This is a genomic window from Aminobacter sp. P9b, from assembly GCF_045345995.1.
GTDB lineage: Bacteria > Pseudomonadota > Alphaproteobacteria > Rhizobiales > Rhizobiaceae > Aminobacter > Aminobacter niigataensis.
Genome location: NZ_CP150082.1, coordinates 3,432,601 through 3,452,283 on the forward strand (window position 1 = coordinate 3,432,601; position 19,683 = coordinate 3,452,283).

Consider the following 19,683-nt stretch of genomic DNA (forward strand, 5'->3'; position numbering starts at 1 on the left):
GCAACGGTCAATTGGCTGGACCAGGTCAGAAGAATTCGAGACTGACCCGGAACATCTGCTCGACCTGCTTGACCGCCTTGTCGAGCGCGAAAATGACGACGCGGTCCTTGGGCTTTATCTGCACCGAACCGCTCGGCTTGACGATCTTGCCGTCGCGATAGATCGCGCCGATGCGCATGCCATCGGGCAATTCGAGGTCGCGCAGCAACGTACCGACCAGCGGCGACGTTTCCAGCGCCTCGGCTTCGATGATTTCGGCGGCTCCCCGCTGGATCGAGTGGACCTGGCGGATGCGCCCGCGCCGGACGTGCTGGAGCACGCGCGAGATGGTCACCGCACTCGGATTGACATGCGCGTCGATGCCGAGCGGCTTGGTGAGATCGTGATAGGCCGGGTTGTTGATGAGGGCGAGATTGCCCTTGCAGCCGAGCCGCTTGGCCATGACGGAGGACAGGATGTTGACCTGGTCGTTGTTGGTCAGCGCCACCATCAGGTCGGCATCCTGGATGTCGGCTTCCATCAGCAGCTTCTGGTCGAGAGCGCTGCCATTGAGCACCACGGTCCGGCGCAATTCGTCCGCGACCTTGACCGCCCTGTCCCGGTTCGCTTCGATGATCTTGATCTTGGTGCGGCTCTGGCGCTTCTCGATGGTGCGGGCGACATAGAGGCCGATATTGCCGCCGCCGGCGATGACGATGCGCGTTGCCTCCTGCTCGTCATGTCCGAACAGGCCGAGCGTTCGGCGCACCTGTTCCTTGGTCGTCACGACATAGGCGAGATCGCCGGCCACCAGCTGATCGGCCGAATGCGGGATGAACAGGCGGTCGTTGCGGCTGACGCCAACCACCGTCGAGGGCAGGTCGGGGAACAGTTCGCTGAGCTGGGCCAGCGGCGTGTTGATGACCGGGCAGTCCTCCAGGCACTCGATCGCCACCATGATGATGTGGTTGTCGGCAAAGCGGACGACGTCGGTCGCGCCCGGCAGCGTAATGCGCCGCAGCACCATCTCGCCGACTTCGAGCTCGGGCGAGATGATCACGTCGATCGGCAGATGCTCGCGCGAAAACAGGTCCTGATAGTGCGGCTGGAGATAGGCTTGCGACCGAATGCGCGCGACCTTCATGGGCACGTTGAACAGCGCGTGCGCCACTTCGCAGGCAACGATGTTGACCTCGTCGAAGAGGGTCACGGCGATGATCATGTCGGCGTTCTGCGCGCCGGCAGCCTCCAGCACTTCCGGATGCGATCCGTGGCCGACGAAGCCACGCACGTCGAGCTGGTCGCGGACCGAATGGATCAGCTCAGGCGCCGTATCGATGATCGAGACGTCGTTCTTTTCCGCCGCTAGCCGTTCGGCGATGCCGTAACCGACCTGCCCGGCCCCGCAGATGATTACGCGCATGCGGGATCTCTATCCTGACTGCCAGCCACAGCTTACACGCCCAGCGACTTGAGTTTGCGGTGCAGCGCGGAGCGCTCCATGCCTATGAACTCGGCCGTCTTGGAGATGTTGCCGCCGAAGCGATTGATCTGTGCAATGAGATATTCCTTTTCGAACATCTCGCGCGCTTCGCGCAGCGGCAGCGCCATGATGTGCTGATCGGACTGGTTCGGCGCGCGCGGCATGACGTCGCCGATCTCCGATGGCAGAAGGTCGGCCGTGATCGGCGCTTCGGGATTGTCGCTGCGGGCAAGGATCAGCAGGCGTTCGACGTTGTTGCGCAACTGGCGCACGTTGCCGGGCCAATTGTGGGCCTGGAGCACGGCAAGCGCGTCGTCACCGATGCGTCGCGGCTTGATGCCGGCCTGCTTGGCCATCTGCTTCATGAAATTGTCGACGAGATAGGGAATGTCCTCCCGACGCTCGGCAAGCCCCGGCACCATGACCGGCACGACCGCCAGGCGGTGGTAGAGATCCTCGCGGAACCGGCCTTCGGCGATCATCGCCTCCAGGTTCTGCGCGGTCGACGAAATGATGCGTACGTCGACCTTGACGCGCTTGGTGCCGCCCACGCGCTCGAACTGCTGGTCGACCAGCACGCGCAGGATCTTGTTCTGGGTCTCGCGCGGCATGTCGGCGATTTCGTCGAGATAGAGGATACCCTGATGGGCCTCCTCGAGGGCGCCGACCTTGCGTTCGCCGCCGTTCGATTCGGTGCCGAACAGCTCGATCTCCATGCGTTCGGGCGTGATCGTGGCGGCATTCAGCGTGACGAACGGGCCGGTCTTGCGCGCGGAGAGCGCATGGATGGCCCGCGCGGCCATCTCCTTGCCCGAGCCGGACGGACCGATGATCATGACGCGGCTGTTGGTCGGCGCAACCCGGTCGATGGTCTGGCGCAACTGGCTCATCGCCGAGGACATGCCAATCAGGTCATGGGTCTCGCCGCTGCGCATCTTGAGGTCGGAGACCTCGCGCTTGAGCTTCGAGGTTTCGAGCGCGCGCTCGGCGATCAGGATCAGCCGGTCGGCCTTGAACGGCTTTTCGATGAAATCATAGGCGCCACGACGGATCGCCGAAACAGCAGTTTCGATGTTGCCGTGGCCCGAGATCATCACCACGGGCAGGTTGGGATGCAGGGTCTTGATCGCGTCGAGCAGGGCCAGCCCGTCGAGCCGCGAACCCTGGAGCCAGATGTCGAGGAAAACCAGGCGCGGCGCACGATCCGCTATGGCGGCAAGCGCGCTGTCGGCGTCGAACGCCGTGCGGGTTTCGTGACCTTCGTCGCTCAGGATGCCCGCGACCAGTTCACGGATGTCTTCCTCATCGTCAACGATAAGAATATCAGACGCCATTTCCGACCTTCTCGATTTCTTGGGCCTGCGCTGCCTCGTCGGCACTCTTGGGTGCCGCGGCCTCTTCGGCCGCCGCAGGCAGGACCATGCTGATCATCGCGCCGCGCCCGCCATGGAAATCGGCTGGAGCGTCGTGGAGTTCCAATCTTCCGCCGTGGTCCTCGACAATCTTCTTGACGATAGCGAGGCCAAGGCCCGTGCCCTTCTCGCGCGTCGTCATATAGGGCTCGAGCAGTCGCTGGCGATGCTCGCGCGGCAGGCCCTTGCCATTGTCGATGACATCGATCCGGATCGAATTGCCGTCTCGCCGTGCCCGGATCTTGATGACACCGGGCTCGCCGGTCTGGCGTTCCGCCGCCTCGATGGCCTCCGCGGCGTTCTTGATGACATTGCCAAACGCCTGGGCCATCAGGCGGCTGTCAAAGGTGCCCTTGAGCGGGCCCGGGGTGATTTCACGCTCGAAGGCGATGTCGGCACGGCTGACCTCGACCAGGAACGACGCCTCGCGCAGCGGTTCGCGAATGTCGATCACCTTCATTTCCGGCTTGGGCATGCGTGCGAATGCCGAGAACTCGTCGACCATGCGGCCGATATCGCCAACCTGGCGGATGATCGTTTCCGTGCACTGGTCGAAGACCTCGCGGTCCTCGGTGATGACCTTGCCGTAGCGGCGGCGGATGCGTTCGGCCGAAAGCTGGATCGGTGTCAGCGGATTCTTGATCTCGTGGGCGATGCGCCGGGCCACATCAGCCCAGGCCGACGTGCGCTGGGCGGTAACGAGGTCGGTGATGTCGTCGATGGTCACCACATACGACGTGTCATCGGCGTCCATCGCCTCCTTGTCGCCCTCCTCCACCGTCACCTGAACGTTGAAGGTGCGCTCGGCGCCGGCACGGTAGAACGTCACCTGCTCGCGATAGACCGCCCGTCCCGACTTGCGCCCGATCTCGAAGACGCGGCCGACATGCGGCAACAGGATCGACAGGTTCTGGCCGAGCGAATCCGCAGCGGAGATCGCCAGCATCGACTCCGCCGACGGATTGACGATGGTGATGCTGCCATAGGGATCGACGCCGATGACGCCGGCAGTGACGCCGGCAAGCACCGCCTCCGAAAAGCGGCGGCGTTCGTCGATGACGTCCTTGGCGGTCAGGATCTCGTTGCGCTGCGACTTGAGTTCGAGCAGCATGTTGTTGAACGTGCCGCTCAATGCGCCGACATCGCCGTCGGACAGCCGCACCGGCACCGACACATCGAGATTGCCGGTGGCAACCTCGTCGGCAGCGCCGATGAGCTGCCGGATCGGCCGCACCAGCCGGTCGGCGACGGCAATGCCGGTCCAGATCGCCGACAGCACGACAATGAGCGTCAAGCCGAGATAGAGCAGCGCGAAGGCGATCTGCGTCGTGCGCCGGCTCGCGCCGAGATCGCGGTACTCTTCGGTGTTTGCGGTGACGATCTGGCGCGCCTTGATCACCTCGGGATCGACCAGGCGGATGGTGTAGAGATAGAGCCCTTCGATCTCGCGCAACTTGATGATGGCGCCGACGATGTTGCGCGTCTTCGGCTCGATCAGCACCGGCTTGCCGTCGGCCGCAGCCTGCACTGCCGTGGCCGGAGGTTCGGGCATGGCAAAGTCGGCGCCGGTCTTTGCGCTCATCACGAAAGAACCGTCGGGTCTGATCAGCGCGGCATGTGCGAGCGCACGCAATTGCGCCTGCCGGCCCATGAAATCGAGGAAGCCGCTGCGGTCGAGGCCATAGAGCGAGCGCGCATTGTCGAGGTCGTTGGCCATCGACAGGGTGGTGCCCTGCAGGTTGCGTGCGTTCTCCTGGACATAGGCTTCGGCGATCGACAGCGACGAATTGACGATGGTCTTCGTCCTGATCTCGAACCAGCGATCGAGCCCGATATCCAGCGTGATCGACGCGACGATCGCAACCAGCAATGCCGGCAGTGCCGCCACCAGTGCAAACATGGTGACGATGCGCACATGCAACCGCGAGGCCGCCTTGCCGCGTCGGCGCGCCATGATGATGCGCTGCACCTCGATCAAGATCAGGCCGACGAGGATCAGGATGAAAACGGCGTTGATGCCGATAAGGGTCAGCGTCGTCGTCGAATCCGGCGTGATCGGCGTGACGCCGACCAGAATGGCGAAGGAGACGGCGGCCGTGACCAGCGCCGCAGCGATCGCCACCACGCCCGGGAGCGCAAGAAGGCGTCTGCCGTCCTGCGTCCCCTTTGCGGGTCGGCTTGCTTCTGTTGCTGGTGTTGCCCGGTTCGCCATGCTGCCGTGTAGAGCCATTGAATGCGTCGCATCTATGCAACGCATTGTGGCGATTATGCAACATTTTGTCCGCAAGCGAAAATGTTTCGGCAGGCTTTCGACAGCTAAGCGTTTTGCCTTCGCCTGGTCAGCCTGGACGCGCCGACTTGTAGACGTTGACGCCGAGCTCGCGGATCTTCTTGCGCAACGTATTGCGGTTCAGGCCCAGCAATTCGGCGGCCTTGATCTGATTTCCGCGCGTTGCCGTCATCGACGCCAGGACCAGCGGATATTCGACCTCCGCCAAAATGCGCTGGTAGAGACCGGGCGGCGGCAGGTCGTCGGCGAACATGGCAAAATAGCGCTGCAGGAAATGCTCGACCGCCTGCCCGACCGACAGGTCGTCGGGGATGAGATTGCCGCCGGGAACCACCGGCTGCTCGCCGGTCTTCAGTTCCGATTCGATGATCTCGGCCGAAATCTCGTCTTGTGGATAGAGCGCGGCCAGCCGGCGCACCAGGTTTTCGAGTTCGCGCACATTGCCCGGCCAGGAGTATCGCTTCATCAGCTCGACGCCGCCGGCGGAGATGCGCTTGGCCTGCAGCCCCTCGCTCACGCCCTGCTTGAAGAAATGCCGGACAAGATCTGGAATATCCTCGGATCTTTCGCGTAGCGCCGGCAGTCGAAGCGGCACCACATTGAGGCGGTAGAACAGGTCTTCGCGGAACAGGCCCTGGTTGATCAGTGACCTGAGATCCTTGTTGGTGGCGGCGACGATGCGCACGTCGGTCTTGATCGGCGTGCGCCCGCCGACAGTGGTGTATTCGCCCTGCTGGAGCACGCGCAGCAGCCTTGTCTGCGCCTCCATCGGCATGTCGCCGATCTCATCGAGGAACAGCGTGCCGCCCTCGGCCTGCTCGAAGCGGCCGGTCGAGCGGTTCTGCGCGCCGGTGAAGGCACCCTTTTCGTGCCCGAATAGTTCGGACTCGATCAGGTCGCGGGGAATCGCGGCCATATTGATGGCGACGAAGGGTCCGTTGCGACGGCGGCCATATTCATGGAGCGCACGCGCCACCAGCTCCTTGCCGGTACCCGATTCGCCCGAGATCATGACGGTAAGGTCCGTCTGCATCATGCGCGCCAGCATGCGGTAGATGTCCTGCATCGCCGCTGAGCGGCCGACCAGCGGCATCGAATCGGGCTGGTCGTCATGGCGCTGCTCGATCTTTGGTCGCCGAGGCTCGGCCAGCGCCCGGTTGACGATGCTGAGCAGTTCGGTGAGGTCGAAGGGCTTGGGCAGGTATTCGTAGGCGCCGGTCTCGGAGGCGCGGATTGCCGTCATGAAGGTGTTCTGGGCGCTCATGACGATGACCGGCAGCTCCGGCCGCGCCTTCTTGATGCGCGGCAGCATGTCGAAGGCGTTCTCGTCGGGCATGACGACGTCGGTGATGACCAGGTCGCCCTCGCCGGCCGCCACCCAGCGCCACAGCGTCGCGGCATTGGAGGTGACGCGCACCTCATGCCCCATGCGCGACAGCGCCTGGTTGAGCACGGTGCGGATGGCCGCATCGTCGTCGGCGACGAGAATGTTTCCGCGCACGCTCATCGATGGTCTCCTTCGCTGACGTCGGTCGAATGCCCCGGCAGTTCCTTCCAGGCAGGCATCAGGATGCGGAAGGTGGTGCCACGCGGCGTCGAATCGCATTCGATCACCCCGCCATGGTCGCCGACGATCTTGGCGACCAATGCCAGGCCGAGCCCCGAACCGTTCGGCTTGGTGGTGATGAACGGGTCGAACAGGATCGGCAGGATGTCTTCGGACACGCCCATTCCGTTGTCGTGGACGCAGAATTCCAGTGGCAGCGAGACCCGGTCCTGGGTGCCGGGGATCGACATGCGGATGCCGGGCCGGAAGGCGGTCGACAGCGTGATTTCGCCGCGCGGGTGATGGCCGATCGCCTCGGCGGCGTTCTTGACCAGGTTGAGGAAGATCTGGACCAGTTGGTCGCGATTGGCATAGACCGGAGGCAATGATGGATCATAATCCTCCAGTATCTTGATACCATTGGCAAAACCGTTCTTGGCGATCGCCTTCACATGATCGAGTACGACATGGATATTGACCGGATAGCGGTCGATGGGTCGCTCGTCTGAGAACACCTCCATGCGGTCGACAAGCTTGACGATCCGGTCGGTTTCGTCGGTGATCAGCCGCGTCAGCGAGCGGTCCTCGTCGGAGGCAGACAGTTCCAGAAGCTGGGCTGCGCCCCTGATGCCGGAAAGCGGGTTCTTGATCTCGTGGGCGAGCATGGCGGCAAGCCCAGTGACCGAGCGCGCCGCGCCACGATGCGTCATCTGGCGGTCGATCTTGTCGGCCATCGAGCGTTCCTGGAACATCACCACGACCGATCCCGGCAGTTCCGACACCGGGGCAACGTAGAGGTCGACCATCTTCTCGACGCCAAGACGCGGCGAGGACACATCGACGCGGTATTCGTTGACCGGCGTGAGACGCTCGCGCACCTGCTCGACCAGGGTCAGGATCGGGCTGCCGAAAGGAACGAAGCGCGAAAGATCGCTGCGCGCCAGCACGGTGGCGCTGGAGCGGAAAAAATCCTCGGCGTCGGCATTGGCGAAGGTGATGAAGTTGTCGGGCCCGATCATGATGACCGGGCGCCGGATCGTATTGAGGACGATCTGCGCGGCATCCGCCGGATCTGCTGCCGGTGCCGGGTTGAACTTCATGCCGCATTCCTTTCGGGTTCGCCAAACGACGTGAGCGCTTCGCGCAGCGACGAAATCACCTGGGCAGGATCAAATGAGGTGAGCACGCCACGGCGCAATTCGTCAGGCACCTCAGCGGCGTGACGGTCGAGATACCAGCCAAGATGCTTGCGCGCCTGGCGCAGGCCGCTCTCGGTGCCGTAAAGCGCCAGCATGTCCTCGTAATGGGCAACCGCGTAGTCGGCCAACGCCGCCGCCGAACTCGGCACGCCGGCAGCACTTGCGCCGCTCGCCGCGGCTGCGATCATGCCCGCCGTCCAGGGCGCGCCGTAGTGCGAGCGCCCGGCCATGACGGCATCGGCACCGGATTGTTCCAGAATCTCGGCTGCGTCCTCTGGCGTAGCCACGTCGCCATTGGCGACGACAGGGATGCTCACCGCCTGCTTGACGCGGGCAATCGCCTGCCAGTCGGCCTTGCCCTTGTAGAACTGGCAGCGCGTGCGGCCGTGAACGGTGACCATGCTGACGCCGGCCTGCTCAGCCCGGCGCGCCAGTTCCGGCGCGTTGAGTACGTCGTCGTCCCAACCCAGCCGCATCTTCAGCGTCACCGGCACATCAACTGCCTCGACGACCGCGTCGATCAGGGTCAGCGCGAAGTCGAGGTCGCGCATCAGCGCCGAACCGGCGTAACCGCCGGTCACCTTCTTGGCCGGGCAACCCATATTGATATCGATTACATCGGCGCCTTCGCCGACGGCGATGCGGGCGGCTTCGGCCATGTGAGCGGCTTCGCGGCCGGCCAGTTGCACCATGTGCACCGGCAGGCCCGAATGGCGGATGCGAAAGCCGCTGGAACCGCGCCCCTTGGCGAGTTCGCCGCTGGCGACCATCTCGGAAACCACCAGGCCAGCGCCATGGGCATAGGCGCGCGTGCGGAATGCCTCGTCGGTGACGCCAGACATCGGCGCGAGAAACACCCGATTGCGGATCGTGACGCCACCGACCGAAAGCGGCTCGCCGAGTTTTGAAAGCTTATTCATGCACAAAAACAAAGCACCATTCGCCTCTGCACAATGAGTAGCCATGATCGCTTCATTGTGCAACTGCGAAATGACAGGGGAATGCGGCGCTTTCTGGATTCTTCTGGCCTTCGGCAGACCTCGCGGCTAAGCCTCTGCGCATGAGTGCAGAAGCCCCCTCCAACCATCCCAATTCGAAGGTCGCGGTCGTCATCGTGGCGGCCGGGCGCGGCGAACGCGCCGGCCAGGCCGAAGGCCCCAAGCAGTATCGCAGGATCGGCGGCAAGGCCGTCATCTGGCACACGCTGAAGGCGTTCCTCGACCACCCAAGCATCGGCCCGGTGACGGTAGCGATCCATGCCGACGACGCCGAGCTTTTCGCGGCCGCAGCGGACGAGTTCGCCGACCGTGTCACGGCAGTCATCGGCGGCGCCACGCGGCAGGATTCGACGCGGCTTGCCCTGCTCGCCTTGCAGGATGCGAAGCCGGCCGCTGTGCTCATCCATGACGGCGTTCGACCCTTCATCGGCGCCGATGTGATCGACCGCACGATTGGAGGCATCGACGACGAGCACGGCTCGCTGCCGTCGCTGCCGGTCTCCGATACGCTTAAGAGAGAGGCATCCGACAGCACGGTGGCTGAGACCGTGCCGCGCGGGGGCCTGCATGCGGCGCAGACGCCGCAGGGTTTCCCGTTCGAGCCGATCTTCGCCGCGCACCAGCGCGCCTTCGAAGCCGGGCGCAGCGACTTCACCGACGATTCGGCGATCGCAGAATGGGCCGGCATCCCGGTCCGGCTTGTGCTCGGCTCGCCCGACAACATCAAACTGACCTGGGCAAAGGACATAGTCATGGCCGACCAGCGCCTTTCCGGCCACTCGCCAAGCTTTCCCGACGTGCGCACCGGCAACGGCTACGACGTGCATTCCTTCGAGGCCGGCGACCATGTCTGGCTGTGCGGTGTGAAAATCCCGCATTCGAAGAAGCTGAACGGCCATTCCGACGCCGATGTCGGCCTGCACGCGCTGACCGACGCGCTGTTGGCCACTTGCGGCGCCGGCGACATCGGCACGCATTTCCCACCATCGGACCCGCAATGGAAGGGCGCCGCATCGCGCCAGTTTGTCGAGCATGCCGCAAAAATCGTGCGCGCGCGCGGCGGGCGCATCGCCAATGCCGACATCACCCTGATCTGCGAGGCCCCGCGCGTCGGCCCGCATCGCGAGGCGATGACGGCGGAACTGGCCGACATGCTACGCATCTCGCCGGAGCGTGTCTCGATCAAGGCCACCACCAACGAGAAGCTGGGTTTCGTCGGCCGCGAGGAAGGCATCGCCGCCATCGCAACCGCAAGCGTGGTCTATCCCGGGGAACTGCCGGAATGAGCGACATCGGCGCCCTCGCCTCGGCCTTGCTCGAAGCCTGCGAGGCACATGGCACGATGATAGCCACCGCCGAAAGCTGCACCGGCGGCATGATCATCGCGGCTCTCACCGACATCGCCGGCTCGTCGGCGGTCGTCGACCGCGGCTTCATCACCTATTCCAACGAAGCCAAGATGGAGATGCTCGGCGTCTCCGAAGCGACACTCAAGGCGCATGGCGCAGTCTCCCACGAAACGGCGCTTGAAATGGCCGCTGGCGCCCTTGCCCATTCGCGTGCCGGCCTTGCACTAGCGGTGACCGGTGTTGCCGGCCCCGGCGGCGGCTCGGCTGAAAAACCCGTCGGGCTGGTCTGGTTCGGCGTCGCCAGGAATGGCATGCCAGTAGAGGCAGAGTTCCGCCTGTTCGAGGACAAGGGCCGCGACTTCATCCGCCGTGAGACGGTGAGGACGGCGCTGGGACTTGGGCTCCGCGCCGTCGATCAGGCCGGGTTCGCCGGCCCGTAGATCGCGTCCGCCCGCTTTTCGAACGCTTCGGCGAACATGCGAAAGGCGCGGTCGAACATCGTGCCCATCAGCGCACCCAGGATGCGGCTCTTGAACTCATAGTCGATGAAGAACTCGACATCCGAACCGCCGCCAACTGCTGCCACGAATTTCCACTCGTTGGTCAGGTAGCGGAACGGCCCGTCGAGGTATTTGACGTCGATGGTGTTCTCCGCGGGCGTGAGCAGGACCTGCGTGGTGAATGTCTCGCGGATCGCCTTGTAGCCCACGGTCATGTCGGCCACGAGGATTTCGCGACCGTCGCGCTCGCGCCGCGAGCGCACGTTCAGCGCTTCGCACAGCGGCAGGAATTCCGGGTATTTTTCCACGTCGGCCACGAGCGCGTACATCTCTTCCGGCGAGTGGCTGACCCGGCGCGTGGTTTCGAACTTCGGCATGTTGGCCTAGGGCGCGCGTCAGGCCGACTTGGCGAGACGCGCTTCGCGGGCCGCGCGCAGCTTGGCGAAATCGTCGCCGGCGTGGTGCGACGAGCGCGTCAGCGGGCTTGACGCGACGAGCAGGAAGCCCTTCGACTTGCCGACGGTGGCGTAGGACTCGAACTCGTCCGGCGTCACGAACTTCTTGACCGGGTGATGCTTCTTCGTCGGCTGCAGGTACTGGCCGATGGTCATGAAGTCGACATTGGCCGTCCGCAAGTCGTCCATCAACTGAAGCACCTCGTGGCGCTCCTCGCCGAGGCCGACCATTATGCCCGACTTGGTGAAGATGCTGGGATCAAGCTCCTTGACCCGCTGCAACAACCGGATCGAGTGGAAGTAACGCGCACCGGGACGCACGGTCAGGTAGTTCGACGGCACAGTTTCGAGATTGTGGTTGAAGACGTCGGGACGGGCAGCGACGACGATCTCGAGTGCGCCTTCCTTGCGCAGGAAGTCGGGCGTCAGGATTTCGATGGTCGTCAACGGCGTCAGCCGGCGGATGGCATGGATGACGTCGGCAAAATGCTGGGCGCCGCCGTCGGCAAGATCGTCACGGTCGACCGAGGTGATGACGACGTGGGTCAGGCCCATCTGGGCGACAGCCTTGGCAACGCTTTCCGGCTCGTTCGGATCGACGGCGGTCGGGATGCCCGTCGCGACATTACAGAAGGCGCAGGCGCGCGTGCAGATCTCGCCCAGGATCATGAAGGTGGCGTGCTTCTTTTCCCAGCACTCGCCAATATTGGGGCAGCCGGCCTCTTCGCAGACGGTGACCAGCTTGTGCGACTTCACGATGTCGCGCGTTTCCTGGTAGCCACGCGAAACCGGCGCCTTGACGCGGATCCAGTCCGGCTTGCGCAGAACCTCCTGGTCGGGCCGATGGGCCTTTTCGGGGTGCCGTGCGCGCGGACGGTCGTTGAGATCGAGAACAGTGACCATCAGTTCATCCTATCAAGGCTGCCGCGCCTGCGAGCGGCCGAAAATCCAGAGCAAGATCAGGGCGCCTGCGATGGCGACGATGAGGTTGCCCAGGAACCCGTAATAATTGATGCCGAGCAACCCCGCCAGAGTGCCGCCGACAAAGGAACCGGCGATGCCGACGAGGATATTCGTCAGGAAGCCGTGGTCGCGGTTCATCGTCCGCTCGGCTACGTAGCCGGCAAGGAAACCGACGAGCAGCATGCCGAAGAAGCCGACACCGGGCATGCCGAGAATTCCGTAGCTCTGCTCCATCGCTCCTCTCCGGCCAACCATTGGCTTTCAGCTGATATAGTGGCATCTGGCGCGCCGCAACAGGCGCGCCGACGCACACACGTCATGCGTTGAGCGCACGCCCATAGGCATCAAGCACACTTTCCTTCATGGTCTCCGAGATCGTCGGATGCGGGAAGATGGTGTGCATCAGCTCTTCCTCGGTGGTTTCGAGGTTCATGGCGACGACAAAACCCTGGATCAGCTCGGTGACCTCGGCGCCGACAAGATGCGCGCCAAGCAACTGGCCGGTCTTCTTGTCGAAGATGGTCTTGACCATGCCCTGGTCTTCGCCCAGCGCAATGGCCTTGCCGTTGGCGACGAAGGGGAAGCGGCCGACGCGGATGTCCTTGCCTTCGGCCTTGGCCTTGGCTTCGGTCAGGCCGACGGAGGCGACCTGCGGGTTGCAGTAGGTGCAGCCCGGGATCTTCAGCTTGTCCATCGGGTGGACGTTGGGCAGGCCGGCTATCTTTTCGACGCAGATGACCGCCTCGTGCTCGGCCTTGTGCGCCAGCATGGGCGGACCGGCGACATCGCCGATGGCGTAGATGCCCGGCACGTTGGTCTTGCCGTAGCCGTCGATGACGATGCAGCCACGATCGGTCTTCACGCCAAGCGCTTCCAGGCCGATGTTTTCGATGTTGCCCTGGACGCCGACGGCCGAGATCATGCGATCTGCGGTGATCTTTTCGACCTTGCCGTCCTTCATCTCGACATGGGCGGTGATCGAGTTGGCGCTCTTCTCGACCTTGGTCACCTTGGCCTCGAGATGGATCTTCATGCCCTGCTTGTCGAACTGCTTCTTGGCGAAGGCCGAGATTTCGGCATCCTCGACCGGCATGACGGCCGGCATCACCTCGACGACGGTCACCTCGACGCCCATCGTGCGGTAGAACGAGGCGAACTCGATGCCGATCGCGCCCGAGCCCATGACCAGCAGCGACTTCGGCATTTCCGGCGGCACCATCGCCTCGAAATAGGTCCAGATCAGCTTGCCGTCCGGCTCGATGCCGGGCAGCGCGCGCGGCCTGGCACCGGTGGCGACGATGATGTGCTTGGCGTTGTAGGTGCCCTCGCCAAGCGTGTTCTTGGGCAGCGGTGCCTGCGGCTCCATCGGCTTCTTCGACGACTTGGAAACGACGATCTGGCCGGGCTTGGTGAGCTTTGCCTCGCCCCAGATGACGTCGACCTTGTTCTTCTTCATCAGGAAGCCGACGCCGCCATTCATGCGCTGGGCAATGCCGCGCGAACGATCGACAATGGCCTTCAGGTCCGGCGAGATCGAGCCTTCGAGCTTGAGCCCGTAGTTCTTGGCATGTTCGGCGAGGTGCAGCACCTCGGCCGAGCGCAGCAGCGCCTTGGTCGGGATACAGCCCCAGTTGGAGCAGATGCCGGCCAGGTGCTCGCGCTCGACGACGGCCGTCTTGAGACCGAGCTGGGCCGCACGGATCGCCGCGATGTAGCCGCCGGGACCGGAGCCGATGATGATGACGTCGTAATTCTCAGCCATGAGTGTGCCTCTTGTTCAGGTCGCGCTGCGCGTGAGCAGCACCCAGTCGTGTTTCTTGCCGTTGTCGTCGAGCGGTATGGACGGAAGCCGCGTCACTTCCTCAAATCCGCTGGATTTGTAGAGGCCGAGCGCCACGTCGTTGTCGCCTTCGGTGATCAGGCTGACCGCATGCCCCGCAGCACGTGCGAGCTCGTGGTCGACCAGTCTGCGGCCGATGCCGCGCCCTCGATGGTGCCGGTACACACCGACGCTGTCGATGAACCAGTTGCCGATGGCCTGCTTCTGGAGGCCGAGGATCGGCTCAAAAACCGGATGCGGCGCCACTTCGTCGGCGAATGACGGGTCAACCAAGTGGCCGATCACCAAGCCTGCAATCTCGCCTTCCACTTCGGCCAGGCTCGCATCTTTCCAGCCGGCGCGCTCGTTATCGCGGCGCATCTGGTTGCGCCCGTGTTCGAGCGCCGTCTGCGTTGCGCCCTCGAGCACCGCGCCGTACCAGAGCCACGAGGCCAAGCCATGCGACGACAAATCGACAAGGATCGCCATCTCGGCGGCATCGCGCCGTTCGGCCCTGCGGATGGTGACAGCGCCGGCCAAATCAGAGCTCCAGCATCACGCGCACGACGGGCGCGAGTGCGTGGCCGATCTTTCGCGTGTTCTCGGCATCGAGATGGACGCCGTCGAGCGGCGTGGTCAGCGCAACCGATCCGGCGTCGAAGAAGCCGCAGCCAGCCTCGTCGGCCAGTGCCGCGTAAAGGGGCGCAAGCTGTTGGGACGCCTTGTCGCCACCGGCGAACATGTCCTTGAACTCGGCATTGTCGGTGCGGCTGACGGCCGGCGGCGAAACCAGCAGGATGTTTGGTACAGGATAGTCCATGCCGTGGTCGTAGCCCCTGACGATCGACACCAGCCGCGCCATGCCCTGCTTGGCAGCCAGTGGATTGCCGTGGATCCACGGCTTCATGTCATTGGCGCCGAGCATGATGACGACGAGATCGAGCGGCGCATGCGTGCCGAGGATGGTCGGCAAGGTGCGCGCGCCGTTACGGTCGGTGCCGGCGAGATGATCGTCGAATGCGGTGGTGCGGCCGTTCAGCCCTTCGGCGATGACGTGTACGCCTTCGCCCAGTTCAGCCTGCAGCACGCTCGGCCAGCGGTCTTCGAACGCATGGCGGCCGGGACCGGCCGCGTCGTAGCCCCAGGTCAGCGAGTCGCCGTAGCAAAGCACAGTCTTCATGATCGGAGTCCTCGAATCCCCTCCCTTTTAGGGAGGGGAACTTGGGGAACTACACCAGCATGCCCATCGGGTTTTCGATGAAGCGCTTGAAGGCCGAGAGCAGCTCGGCACCGAGCGCACCATCGACGGCACGATGATCGGTCGACAGCGTCACCGACATCACGTTGGCGATCTTGATCTCGCCGTTCTTGACCACGGCCCGCTCCTCGCCCGCGCCGACAGCCAGGATGGTGGCGTGCGGCGGGTTGATGACGGCGGCAAAGTCCTTGATGCCGAACATGCCGAGATTGGACACGGCACTGGAGCCGCCCTGATATTCCTCGGGCTTGAGCTTGCGGTTGCGCGCCCGGCCAGCCATGTCCTTCATCTCGTTGGAGATGACCGACAGCGTCTTGATATCGGCCTTCCGGATGATCGGGGTAATCAGACCGCCCGGGATCGACACGGCGACGCCGACATCGGCGTGCTTGTGCTTAACCATGGCCTGGTCCGTCCACGACACATTGGCATCGGGCACGGCCGTCAGCGCCAAGGCCATCGCCTTGATGATCATGTCATTGACCGACAGCTTGTAGGCCGGCACATCCCCCTTGTCGGTCTTGCGCACCGGCGCCGCCGCGTTGAGCTGGGCCCGCAGGGCCAGCAGCGCATCGATTTCGCAGTCGAGCGTCAGGTAGAAATGCGGGATCGTGCTCTTGGCCTCGACAAGGCGGCGCGCGATGGTCTTGCGCATGTTGTCGTGAGGGATGAGCTCGTAGCTGCCTTCTTCGAACAGCTTGAGCACCTGGTCGTCCGACATGCCCTTGGCAGCGGGGGCCGCAGCCGGAGCGCCGGCAGGAGCCTTCGCTGCAGGTGCCGCCTTGGCACCGCCGCCGGCGATCGCCGCCTCGACGTCGGCCTTGACGACACGGCCATGGGGGCCGGTGCCGGTAACGGCCGAAAGGTCAATGCCGGAATCCTTGGCAATGCGGCGGGCGAGCGGCGATGCGATGGTGCGGCCGTCGCTGGAGACGGCGGCGCCGTTGGTTGCAGCCGGTGCAGCGGCGACCGGGGCCGCTGCGGGAGCGGCCGGAGCCGGCGCCGCGGCTGGAGCAGCCTCGGCTTTCGGTGCCTCGGCCTTGGAGGCCGCGGCAGGCGCGCCATTGCTGCCCTTGGCCGCAGCACCGACATCCTCGCCTTCAGCAGCGAGAATGGCGATCAGCGAATTGACCTTGACGCCTTCGGTGCCGGCAGGGACGACGAGCTTGGCAACGGTGCCTTCATCGACGGCTTCGACTTCCATCGTCGCCTTGTCGGTTTCGATCTCGGCGATCACGTCGCCCGGGGCAACCTTGTCGCCTTCCTTGACCAGCCACTTGGCCAGATTGCCCTCTTCCATCGTCGGCGAAAGGGCAGGCATGGTGATATTGATCGGCATGATGACCTCCCGCCCGTGTCAGCGATACGTGACTGCTTTGACCGCCTCGATCACTTCGCCGACATTCGGCAGAGCGAGCTTTTCGAGATTGGCGGCGTAGGGCATCGGCACATCCTTGCCGGCGATGGTGATGACGGGCGCATCGAGATGGTCGAAGGCGCGCTGCGACACCTGGTTGGCAATATGATCGCCGACCGAGGACTGCGGGAAGCCTTCCTCCACAACCACCAGGCGATTGGTCTTCTTGACCGACGCGATGATGGTGTCGAAGTCGAGCGGACGGATGGTCCGGAGATCGATGATCTCGACGTCGATGCCCATGGCAGCGAGTTCCGCCTCGGCCTTGATCGCATAGGTCATGCCGATGCCGAAGGAGACGATGGTGACGTCCTTGCCCGGCTTGTGGATCCGCGCCTTGCCGATCGGCAGGACGAAATCGTCGAGCTTCGGCACGTCGAAATGATGGCCGTAGAGGATTTCGTTCTCGAGAAAGATGACCGGATTGGGGTCGCGGATCGCAGCCTTGAGCAGGCCCTTGGCGTCGGCTGCCGAGTACGGCATCACCACCTTGAGGCCCGGAATGTGGCTGTACCACGCCGCATAGCACTGCGAGTGCTGGGCAGCGACGCGGGCGGCCGCACCGCTGGGTCCGCGGAAGACGATCGGCGCGCCCATCTGGCCACCGGACATGTAGAGCGTCTTGGCGGCCGAGTTGACGATCTGGTCGATCGCCTGCATGGCGAAGTTGAAAGTCATGAATTCGACGATCGGCTTGAGGCCGGCCATCGCCGCACCGACGCCAACGCCGGCAAAACCATGCTCGGTGATCGGGGTGTCAACGACGCGGCGCGGGCCGAATTCCTGCAGCAGGCCTTGCGTGATCTTGTAGGCGCCCTGGTACTCGGCAACCTCCTCGCCCATGACGAAGACGTCGCCGTCGCGGCGCATCTCTTCGGCCATGGCGTCGCGCAGCGCCTCGCGGACGGTCATCGAGACCATCTCGGTGCCGGCCGGAATGTCCGGATCGGCAGCAACTTCCGTCTTCGGGGCGGCGGCGACGGGTGCGGCGGCAGCCGGAGCAGCGGCGGGTGCTGCGGCGGCAGCAGGTGCCTCAACCTTGGCAGGAGCTGCCCCCTTGCCGATGTCGGCAGCGCTTTCGCCGTCCTGCAGCAGCACGGCGATCGGCGTGTTGACCTTGACGCCTTCGGTGCCGGCAGCGATCAGCTGCTTGCCCAGAACGCCTTCGTCGACGGCTTCGACTTCCATCGTCGCCTTGTCGGTTTCGATTTCGGCGATGACGTCGCCGGCGACAACCTTGTCGCCTTCGTTCTTCAACCACTTGGACAGATTGCCCTCTTCCATCGTCGGCGAGAGCGCAGGCATGAGAATTTCGATCGGCATGTTCGCGCCCTCCCTTAGATCAAGATGTCGGTCCAGAGCTCGGCAACATCCGGCTCGGGATCGGTCTGAGCAAAGTCTGCGGCGTCAGCCACAATGTCGCGAACATCCTTGTCGACCGCCTTGAGGTCGTCCTCGCTCGCCCACTTCTTGGCGATCAGGCGCGCCTTGACCTGTTCGATCGGGTCATGCTCGGAGCGCATCTTCTGCACTTCGTCCTTGGAGCGGTACTTCGCCGGATCGGACATCGAGTGACCGCGATAACGGTAGGTCTGCATCTCGAGGATGATCGGGCCGTTGCCCGAGCGGCACCATTCGGTGGCCAGGTCGCCGGCTGCCTTGACGGCGCGCACGTCCATGCCGTCGACCTGGATACCGGGGATCTTGAACGACAGGCCGCGCTGCGAAAAATCGGTTTCCGCCGAAGCGCGCGACACCGCGGTGCCCATGGCGTAGCGATTGTTTTCGATGACGTAGATCACCGGCAGCTTCCACAGCGAGGCCATGTTGAAGCTCTCGTAGACCTGGCCCTGGTTGGCAGCGCCGTCACCGAAATAGGTCACCGAGACATTCGGGTTCTCGCGGTAGCGATTGGCGAAGGCCAACCCGGTGCCAAGCGACACCTGGGCGCCGACGATGCCGTGGCCGCCGTAGAAATGCTTTTCCTTGGAGAACATGTGCATCGAGCCGCCCTTGCCTTTCGACAAGCCGCCCCGGCGCCCGGTCAATTCGGCCATGACGCCGCGTGCCGAAAGCCCCATCGCCAGCATGTGGCCGTGATCGCGGTAGGCGGTGATCATCTGGTCGCCTTCGATTAGCGACATCTGCAGGCCGGTGACGACCGCTTCCTGGCCGATATAGAGGTGGCAGAAGCCGCCGATGAAGCCCATGCCATAGAGCTGGCCGGCCTTTTCCTCGAAGCGGCGGATGAGCAGCATCTCGCGATAGGCGTTGAGATCCTGGTCCTTGGTAAACTCAACCGGTTTGGGCGTTACCGGTGCTGATGGGGATTTTGAATCGGATTTGGCTTTGGCAGGCGCTTTTTTGGCGGCGGTGGCCATGCATCACTCCCTAGTGGCGTCTCTTTGCGGACATTGAGGAGATCATGCATTGTCTCTCCTCTCCATGACTAAAACGCTAGCATGGGGAGTGACGCTGCGCCATGCGGAAAAATGCATAGCAGGCATGCGGTTAAGCGTCGAAAAACGTTGAATTTCTTCTTGATTAACCGAGACTCAGTTAATCGTCTGCGCGGATGGGCGCATGATGGTCAGCTCGTCTGCATGGGACATATTGAGCGCGTTGCGCGCCTGCTCGTCAAGCATGTCCTTCTCCAGCGAGCCGTCATGCAGCATCTGCACGCGGCGCTCGACATCCATCCGCTGCGCCCGGACCGTGTCGAGCCGAGCCTGGAGCTCGACGGCCTGGGCCTCGAGCCGGTACTTGGAATAGATGCCGAACTCGCCGTGATAGGCGTGAAAGCCGAAATAGGACAGGAACATCACCGCCAGCGCCGGAACGATCAGGCGCCCGGATTTTGTCTGCTTGTGCTGGCGTGTCCACATGGTCCGAACCTCTCTCAGGTTCTTGTCGCTCGATTGTGCTTAATGGACGGTTACAGTCGGCGGTCGGAGCTTCGTCAAAACAAAAAAGGCGGGAAACATCCCGCCTTTTCCAGTTCGTCAATGGTGTAGC

The 19,683-nt window shown here is 63.8% G+C and carries 18 protein-coding genes; 2 read left to right on the forward strand and 16 right to left on the reverse strand.

Annotation, left to right across the window (positions count from 1 at the left end; translation table 11 throughout):
- Positions 1-25: 25 nt before the first annotated feature.
- The 6 genes from trkA to dusB all read right to left on the reverse strand — a co-directional run bounded on the left by trkA (position 26) and on the right by dusB (position 8,829).
- Positions 26-1,402 (reverse strand): Trk system potassium transporter TrkA, encoded by a 1,377-nt coding sequence (gene trkA / locus WHT83_RS16895; RefSeq protein ID WP_108608042.1) that lies wholly within the window; start codon positions 1,400-1,402, stop codon positions 26-28.
- A gap of 32 nt (positions 1,403-1,434) precedes the next feature.
- Positions 1,435-2,796 (reverse strand): sigma-54 dependent transcriptional regulator, encoded by a 1,362-nt coding sequence (locus WHT83_RS16900; protein ID WP_108608041.1) that lies wholly within the window; start codon positions 2,794-2,796, stop codon positions 1,435-1,437.
- On the reverse strand, positions 2,786-5,131 hold the full coding sequence (locus WHT83_RS16905; RefSeq protein ID WP_406871819.1) for an ATP-binding protein: 2,346 nt from the start codon (positions 5,129-5,131) through the stop codon (positions 2,786-2,788). Before WHT83_RS16905 ends, WHT83_RS16900 begins: the two co-directional genes overlap by 11 nt.
- An 82-nt stretch (positions 5,132-5,213) precedes the next feature.
- Positions 5,214-6,671, reverse strand: a complete 1,458-nt coding sequence (gene ntrC / locus WHT83_RS16910) for a nitrogen regulation protein NR(I) (RefSeq protein ID WP_406871820.1) — start codon at positions 6,669-6,671, stop codon at positions 5,214-5,216.
- Entirely contained in the window at positions 6,668-7,810 is a 1,143-nt protein-coding gene (locus WHT83_RS16915) for a nitrogen regulation protein NR(II) (protein ID WP_318761596.1), read from the reverse strand. Before WHT83_RS16915 ends, ntrC begins: the two co-directional genes overlap by 4 nt.
- On the reverse strand, positions 7,807-8,829 hold the full coding sequence (dusB, locus tag WHT83_RS16920; protein ID WP_406871821.1) for a tRNA dihydrouridine synthase DusB: 1,023 nt from the start codon (positions 8,827-8,829) through the stop codon (positions 7,807-7,809). The genes WHT83_RS16915 and dusB overlap by 4 nt, the downstream gene beginning before the upstream one ends.
- Before the next feature lie 140 nt (positions 8,830-8,969).
- Between dusB and WHT83_RS16925 the strand changes: the two genes are divergently transcribed.
- Both WHT83_RS16925 and WHT83_RS16930 read left to right on the forward strand, forming a co-directional pair.
- Complete coding sequence (locus WHT83_RS16925; RefSeq protein WP_406871822.1) at positions 8,970-10,193, forward strand: bifunctional 2-C-methyl-D-erythritol 4-phosphate cytidylyltransferase/2-C-methyl-D-erythritol 2,4-cyclodiphosphate synthase; 1,224 nt, start codon at positions 8,970-8,972, stop codon at positions 10,191-10,193.
- Positions 10,190-10,696 (forward strand): CinA family protein, encoded by a 507-nt coding sequence (locus tag WHT83_RS16930; protein WP_406871823.1) that lies wholly within the window; start codon positions 10,190-10,192, stop codon positions 10,694-10,696. Before WHT83_RS16925 ends, WHT83_RS16930 begins: the two co-directional genes overlap by 4 nt.
- Here WHT83_RS16930 and WHT83_RS16935 read toward each other — a convergent pair.
- The 10 genes from WHT83_RS16935 to WHT83_RS16980 form a co-directional block, all read right to left on the reverse strand.
- Positions 10,672-11,133 (reverse strand): type II toxin-antitoxin system RatA family toxin, encoded by a 462-nt coding sequence (locus WHT83_RS16935; protein WP_318761592.1) that lies wholly within the window; start codon positions 11,131-11,133, stop codon positions 10,672-10,674. The two genes, WHT83_RS16930 and WHT83_RS16935, sit on opposite strands and share 25 nt — an antisense overlap.
- Positions 11,134-11,151: 18 nt before the next feature.
- Positions 11,152-12,114 (reverse strand): lipoyl synthase, encoded by a 963-nt coding sequence (gene lipA, locus WHT83_RS16940; protein ID WP_108608033.1) that lies wholly within the window; start codon positions 12,112-12,114, stop codon positions 11,152-11,154.
- Between the two features lie 12 nt (positions 12,115-12,126).
- The gene (locus tag WHT83_RS16945; protein ID WP_108608032.1) at positions 12,127-12,408 is read right to left on the reverse strand and encodes a GlsB/YeaQ/YmgE family stress response membrane protein; all 282 of its coding nucleotides are present in this window, start codon (positions 12,406-12,408) and stop codon (positions 12,127-12,129) included.
- A gap of 82 nt (positions 12,409-12,490) precedes the next feature.
- Positions 12,491-13,936, reverse strand: a complete 1,446-nt coding sequence (gene lpdA, locus WHT83_RS16950) for a dihydrolipoyl dehydrogenase (protein WP_183260945.1) — start codon at positions 13,934-13,936, stop codon at positions 12,491-12,493.
- Positions 13,937-13,951: 15 nt separating this feature from the next.
- Entirely contained in the window at positions 13,952-14,533 is a 582-nt protein-coding gene (locus tag WHT83_RS16955) for an N-acetyltransferase family protein (protein WP_406871824.1), read from the reverse strand.
- 1 nt (position 14,534) lies between these two features.
- Positions 14,535-15,173 carry an SGNH/GDSL hydrolase family protein gene (locus WHT83_RS16960; protein ID WP_406871825.1) on the reverse strand — a complete coding sequence of 213 codons (639 nt, stop codon included), beginning with the start codon at positions 15,171-15,173 and terminating at the stop codon, positions 14,535-14,537.
- Positions 15,174-15,222: 49 nt separating this feature from the next.
- The gene (locus WHT83_RS16965) at positions 15,223-16,590 is read right to left on the reverse strand and encodes a pyruvate dehydrogenase complex dihydrolipoamide acetyltransferase (RefSeq protein ID WP_406871826.1); all 1,368 of its coding nucleotides are present in this window, start codon (positions 16,588-16,590) and stop codon (positions 15,223-15,225) included.
- 18 nt (positions 16,591-16,608) lie between these two features.
- Positions 16,609-17,991 (reverse strand): pyruvate dehydrogenase complex E1 component subunit beta, encoded by a 1,383-nt coding sequence (locus WHT83_RS16970; protein ID WP_108608027.1) that lies wholly within the window; start codon positions 17,989-17,991, stop codon positions 16,609-16,611.
- Between the two features lie 14 nt (positions 17,992-18,005).
- Complete coding sequence (gene pdhA / locus WHT83_RS16975; RefSeq protein ID WP_108608026.1) at positions 18,006-19,049, reverse strand: pyruvate dehydrogenase (acetyl-transferring) E1 component subunit alpha; 1,044 nt, start codon at positions 19,047-19,049, stop codon at positions 18,006-18,008.
- Between the two features lie 174 nt (positions 19,050-19,223).
- Complete coding sequence (locus WHT83_RS16980; RefSeq protein WP_183260937.1) at positions 19,224-19,553, reverse strand: septum formation initiator family protein; 330 nt, start codon at positions 19,551-19,553, stop codon at positions 19,224-19,226.
- Positions 19,554-19,683: the final 130 nt, after the last annotated feature.

Coding starts and splice junctions, on each gene's coding strand:
- trkA (WP_108608042.1), bottom strand. CDS start 1,402: ATGCGCGTAATCATCTGCGGGGCCGGGCAGGTCGGTTACGGCATCGCC.
- WHT83_RS16900 (WP_108608041.1), bottom strand. CDS start 2,796: ATGGCGTCTGATATTCTTATCGTTGACGATGAGGAAGACATCCGTGAA.
- WHT83_RS16905 (WP_406871819.1), bottom strand. CDS start 5,131: ATGCGTTGCATAGATGCGACGCATTCAATGGCTCTACACGGCAGCATG.
- ntrC (WP_406871820.1), bottom strand. CDS start 6,671: ATGAGCGTGCGCGGAAACATTCTCGTCGCCGACGACGATGCGGCCATC.
- WHT83_RS16915 (WP_318761596.1), bottom strand. CDS start 7,810: ATGAAGTTCAACCCGGCACCGGCAGCAGATCCGGCGGATGCCGCGCAG.
- dusB (WP_406871821.1), bottom strand. CDS start 8,829: ATGAATAAGCTTTCAAAACTCGGCGAGCCGCTTTCGGTCGGTGGCGTC.
- WHT83_RS16925 (WP_406871822.1), top strand. CDS start 8,970: ATGAGTGCAGAAGCCCCCTCCAACCATCCCAATTCGAAGGTCGCGGTC.
- WHT83_RS16930 (WP_406871823.1), top strand. CDS start 10,190: ATGAGCGACATCGGCGCCCTCGCCTCGGCCTTGCTCGAAGCCTGCGAG.
- WHT83_RS16935 (WP_318761592.1), bottom strand. CDS start 11,133: ATGCCGAAGTTCGAAACCACGCGCCGGGTCAGCCACTCGCCGGAAGAG.
- lipA (WP_108608033.1), bottom strand. CDS start 12,114: ATGGTCACTGTTCTCGATCTCAACGACCGTCCGCGCGCACGGCACCCC.
- WHT83_RS16945 (WP_108608032.1), bottom strand. CDS start 12,408: ATGGAGCAGAGCTACGGAATTCTCGGCATGCCCGGTGTCGGCTTCTTC.
- lpdA (WP_183260945.1), bottom strand. CDS start 13,936: ATGGCTGAGAATTACGACGTCATCATCATCGGCTCCGGTCCCGGCGGC.
- WHT83_RS16960 (WP_406871825.1), bottom strand. CDS start 15,173: ATGAAGACTGTGCTTTGCTACGGCGACTCGCTGACCTGGGGCTACGAC.
- WHT83_RS16965 (WP_406871826.1), bottom strand. CDS start 16,590: ATGCCGATCAATATCACCATGCCTGCCCTTTCGCCGACGATGGAAGAG.
- WHT83_RS16970 (WP_108608027.1), bottom strand. CDS start 17,991: ATGCCGATCGAAATTCTCATGCCTGCGCTCTCGCCGACGATGGAAGAG.
- pdhA (WP_108608026.1), bottom strand. CDS start 19,049: ATGGCCACCGCCGCCAAAAAAGCGCCTGCCAAAGCCAAATCCGATTCA.
- WHT83_RS16980 (WP_183260937.1), bottom strand. CDS start 19,553: ATGTGGACACGCCAGCACAAGCAGACAAAATCCGGGCGCCTGATCGTT.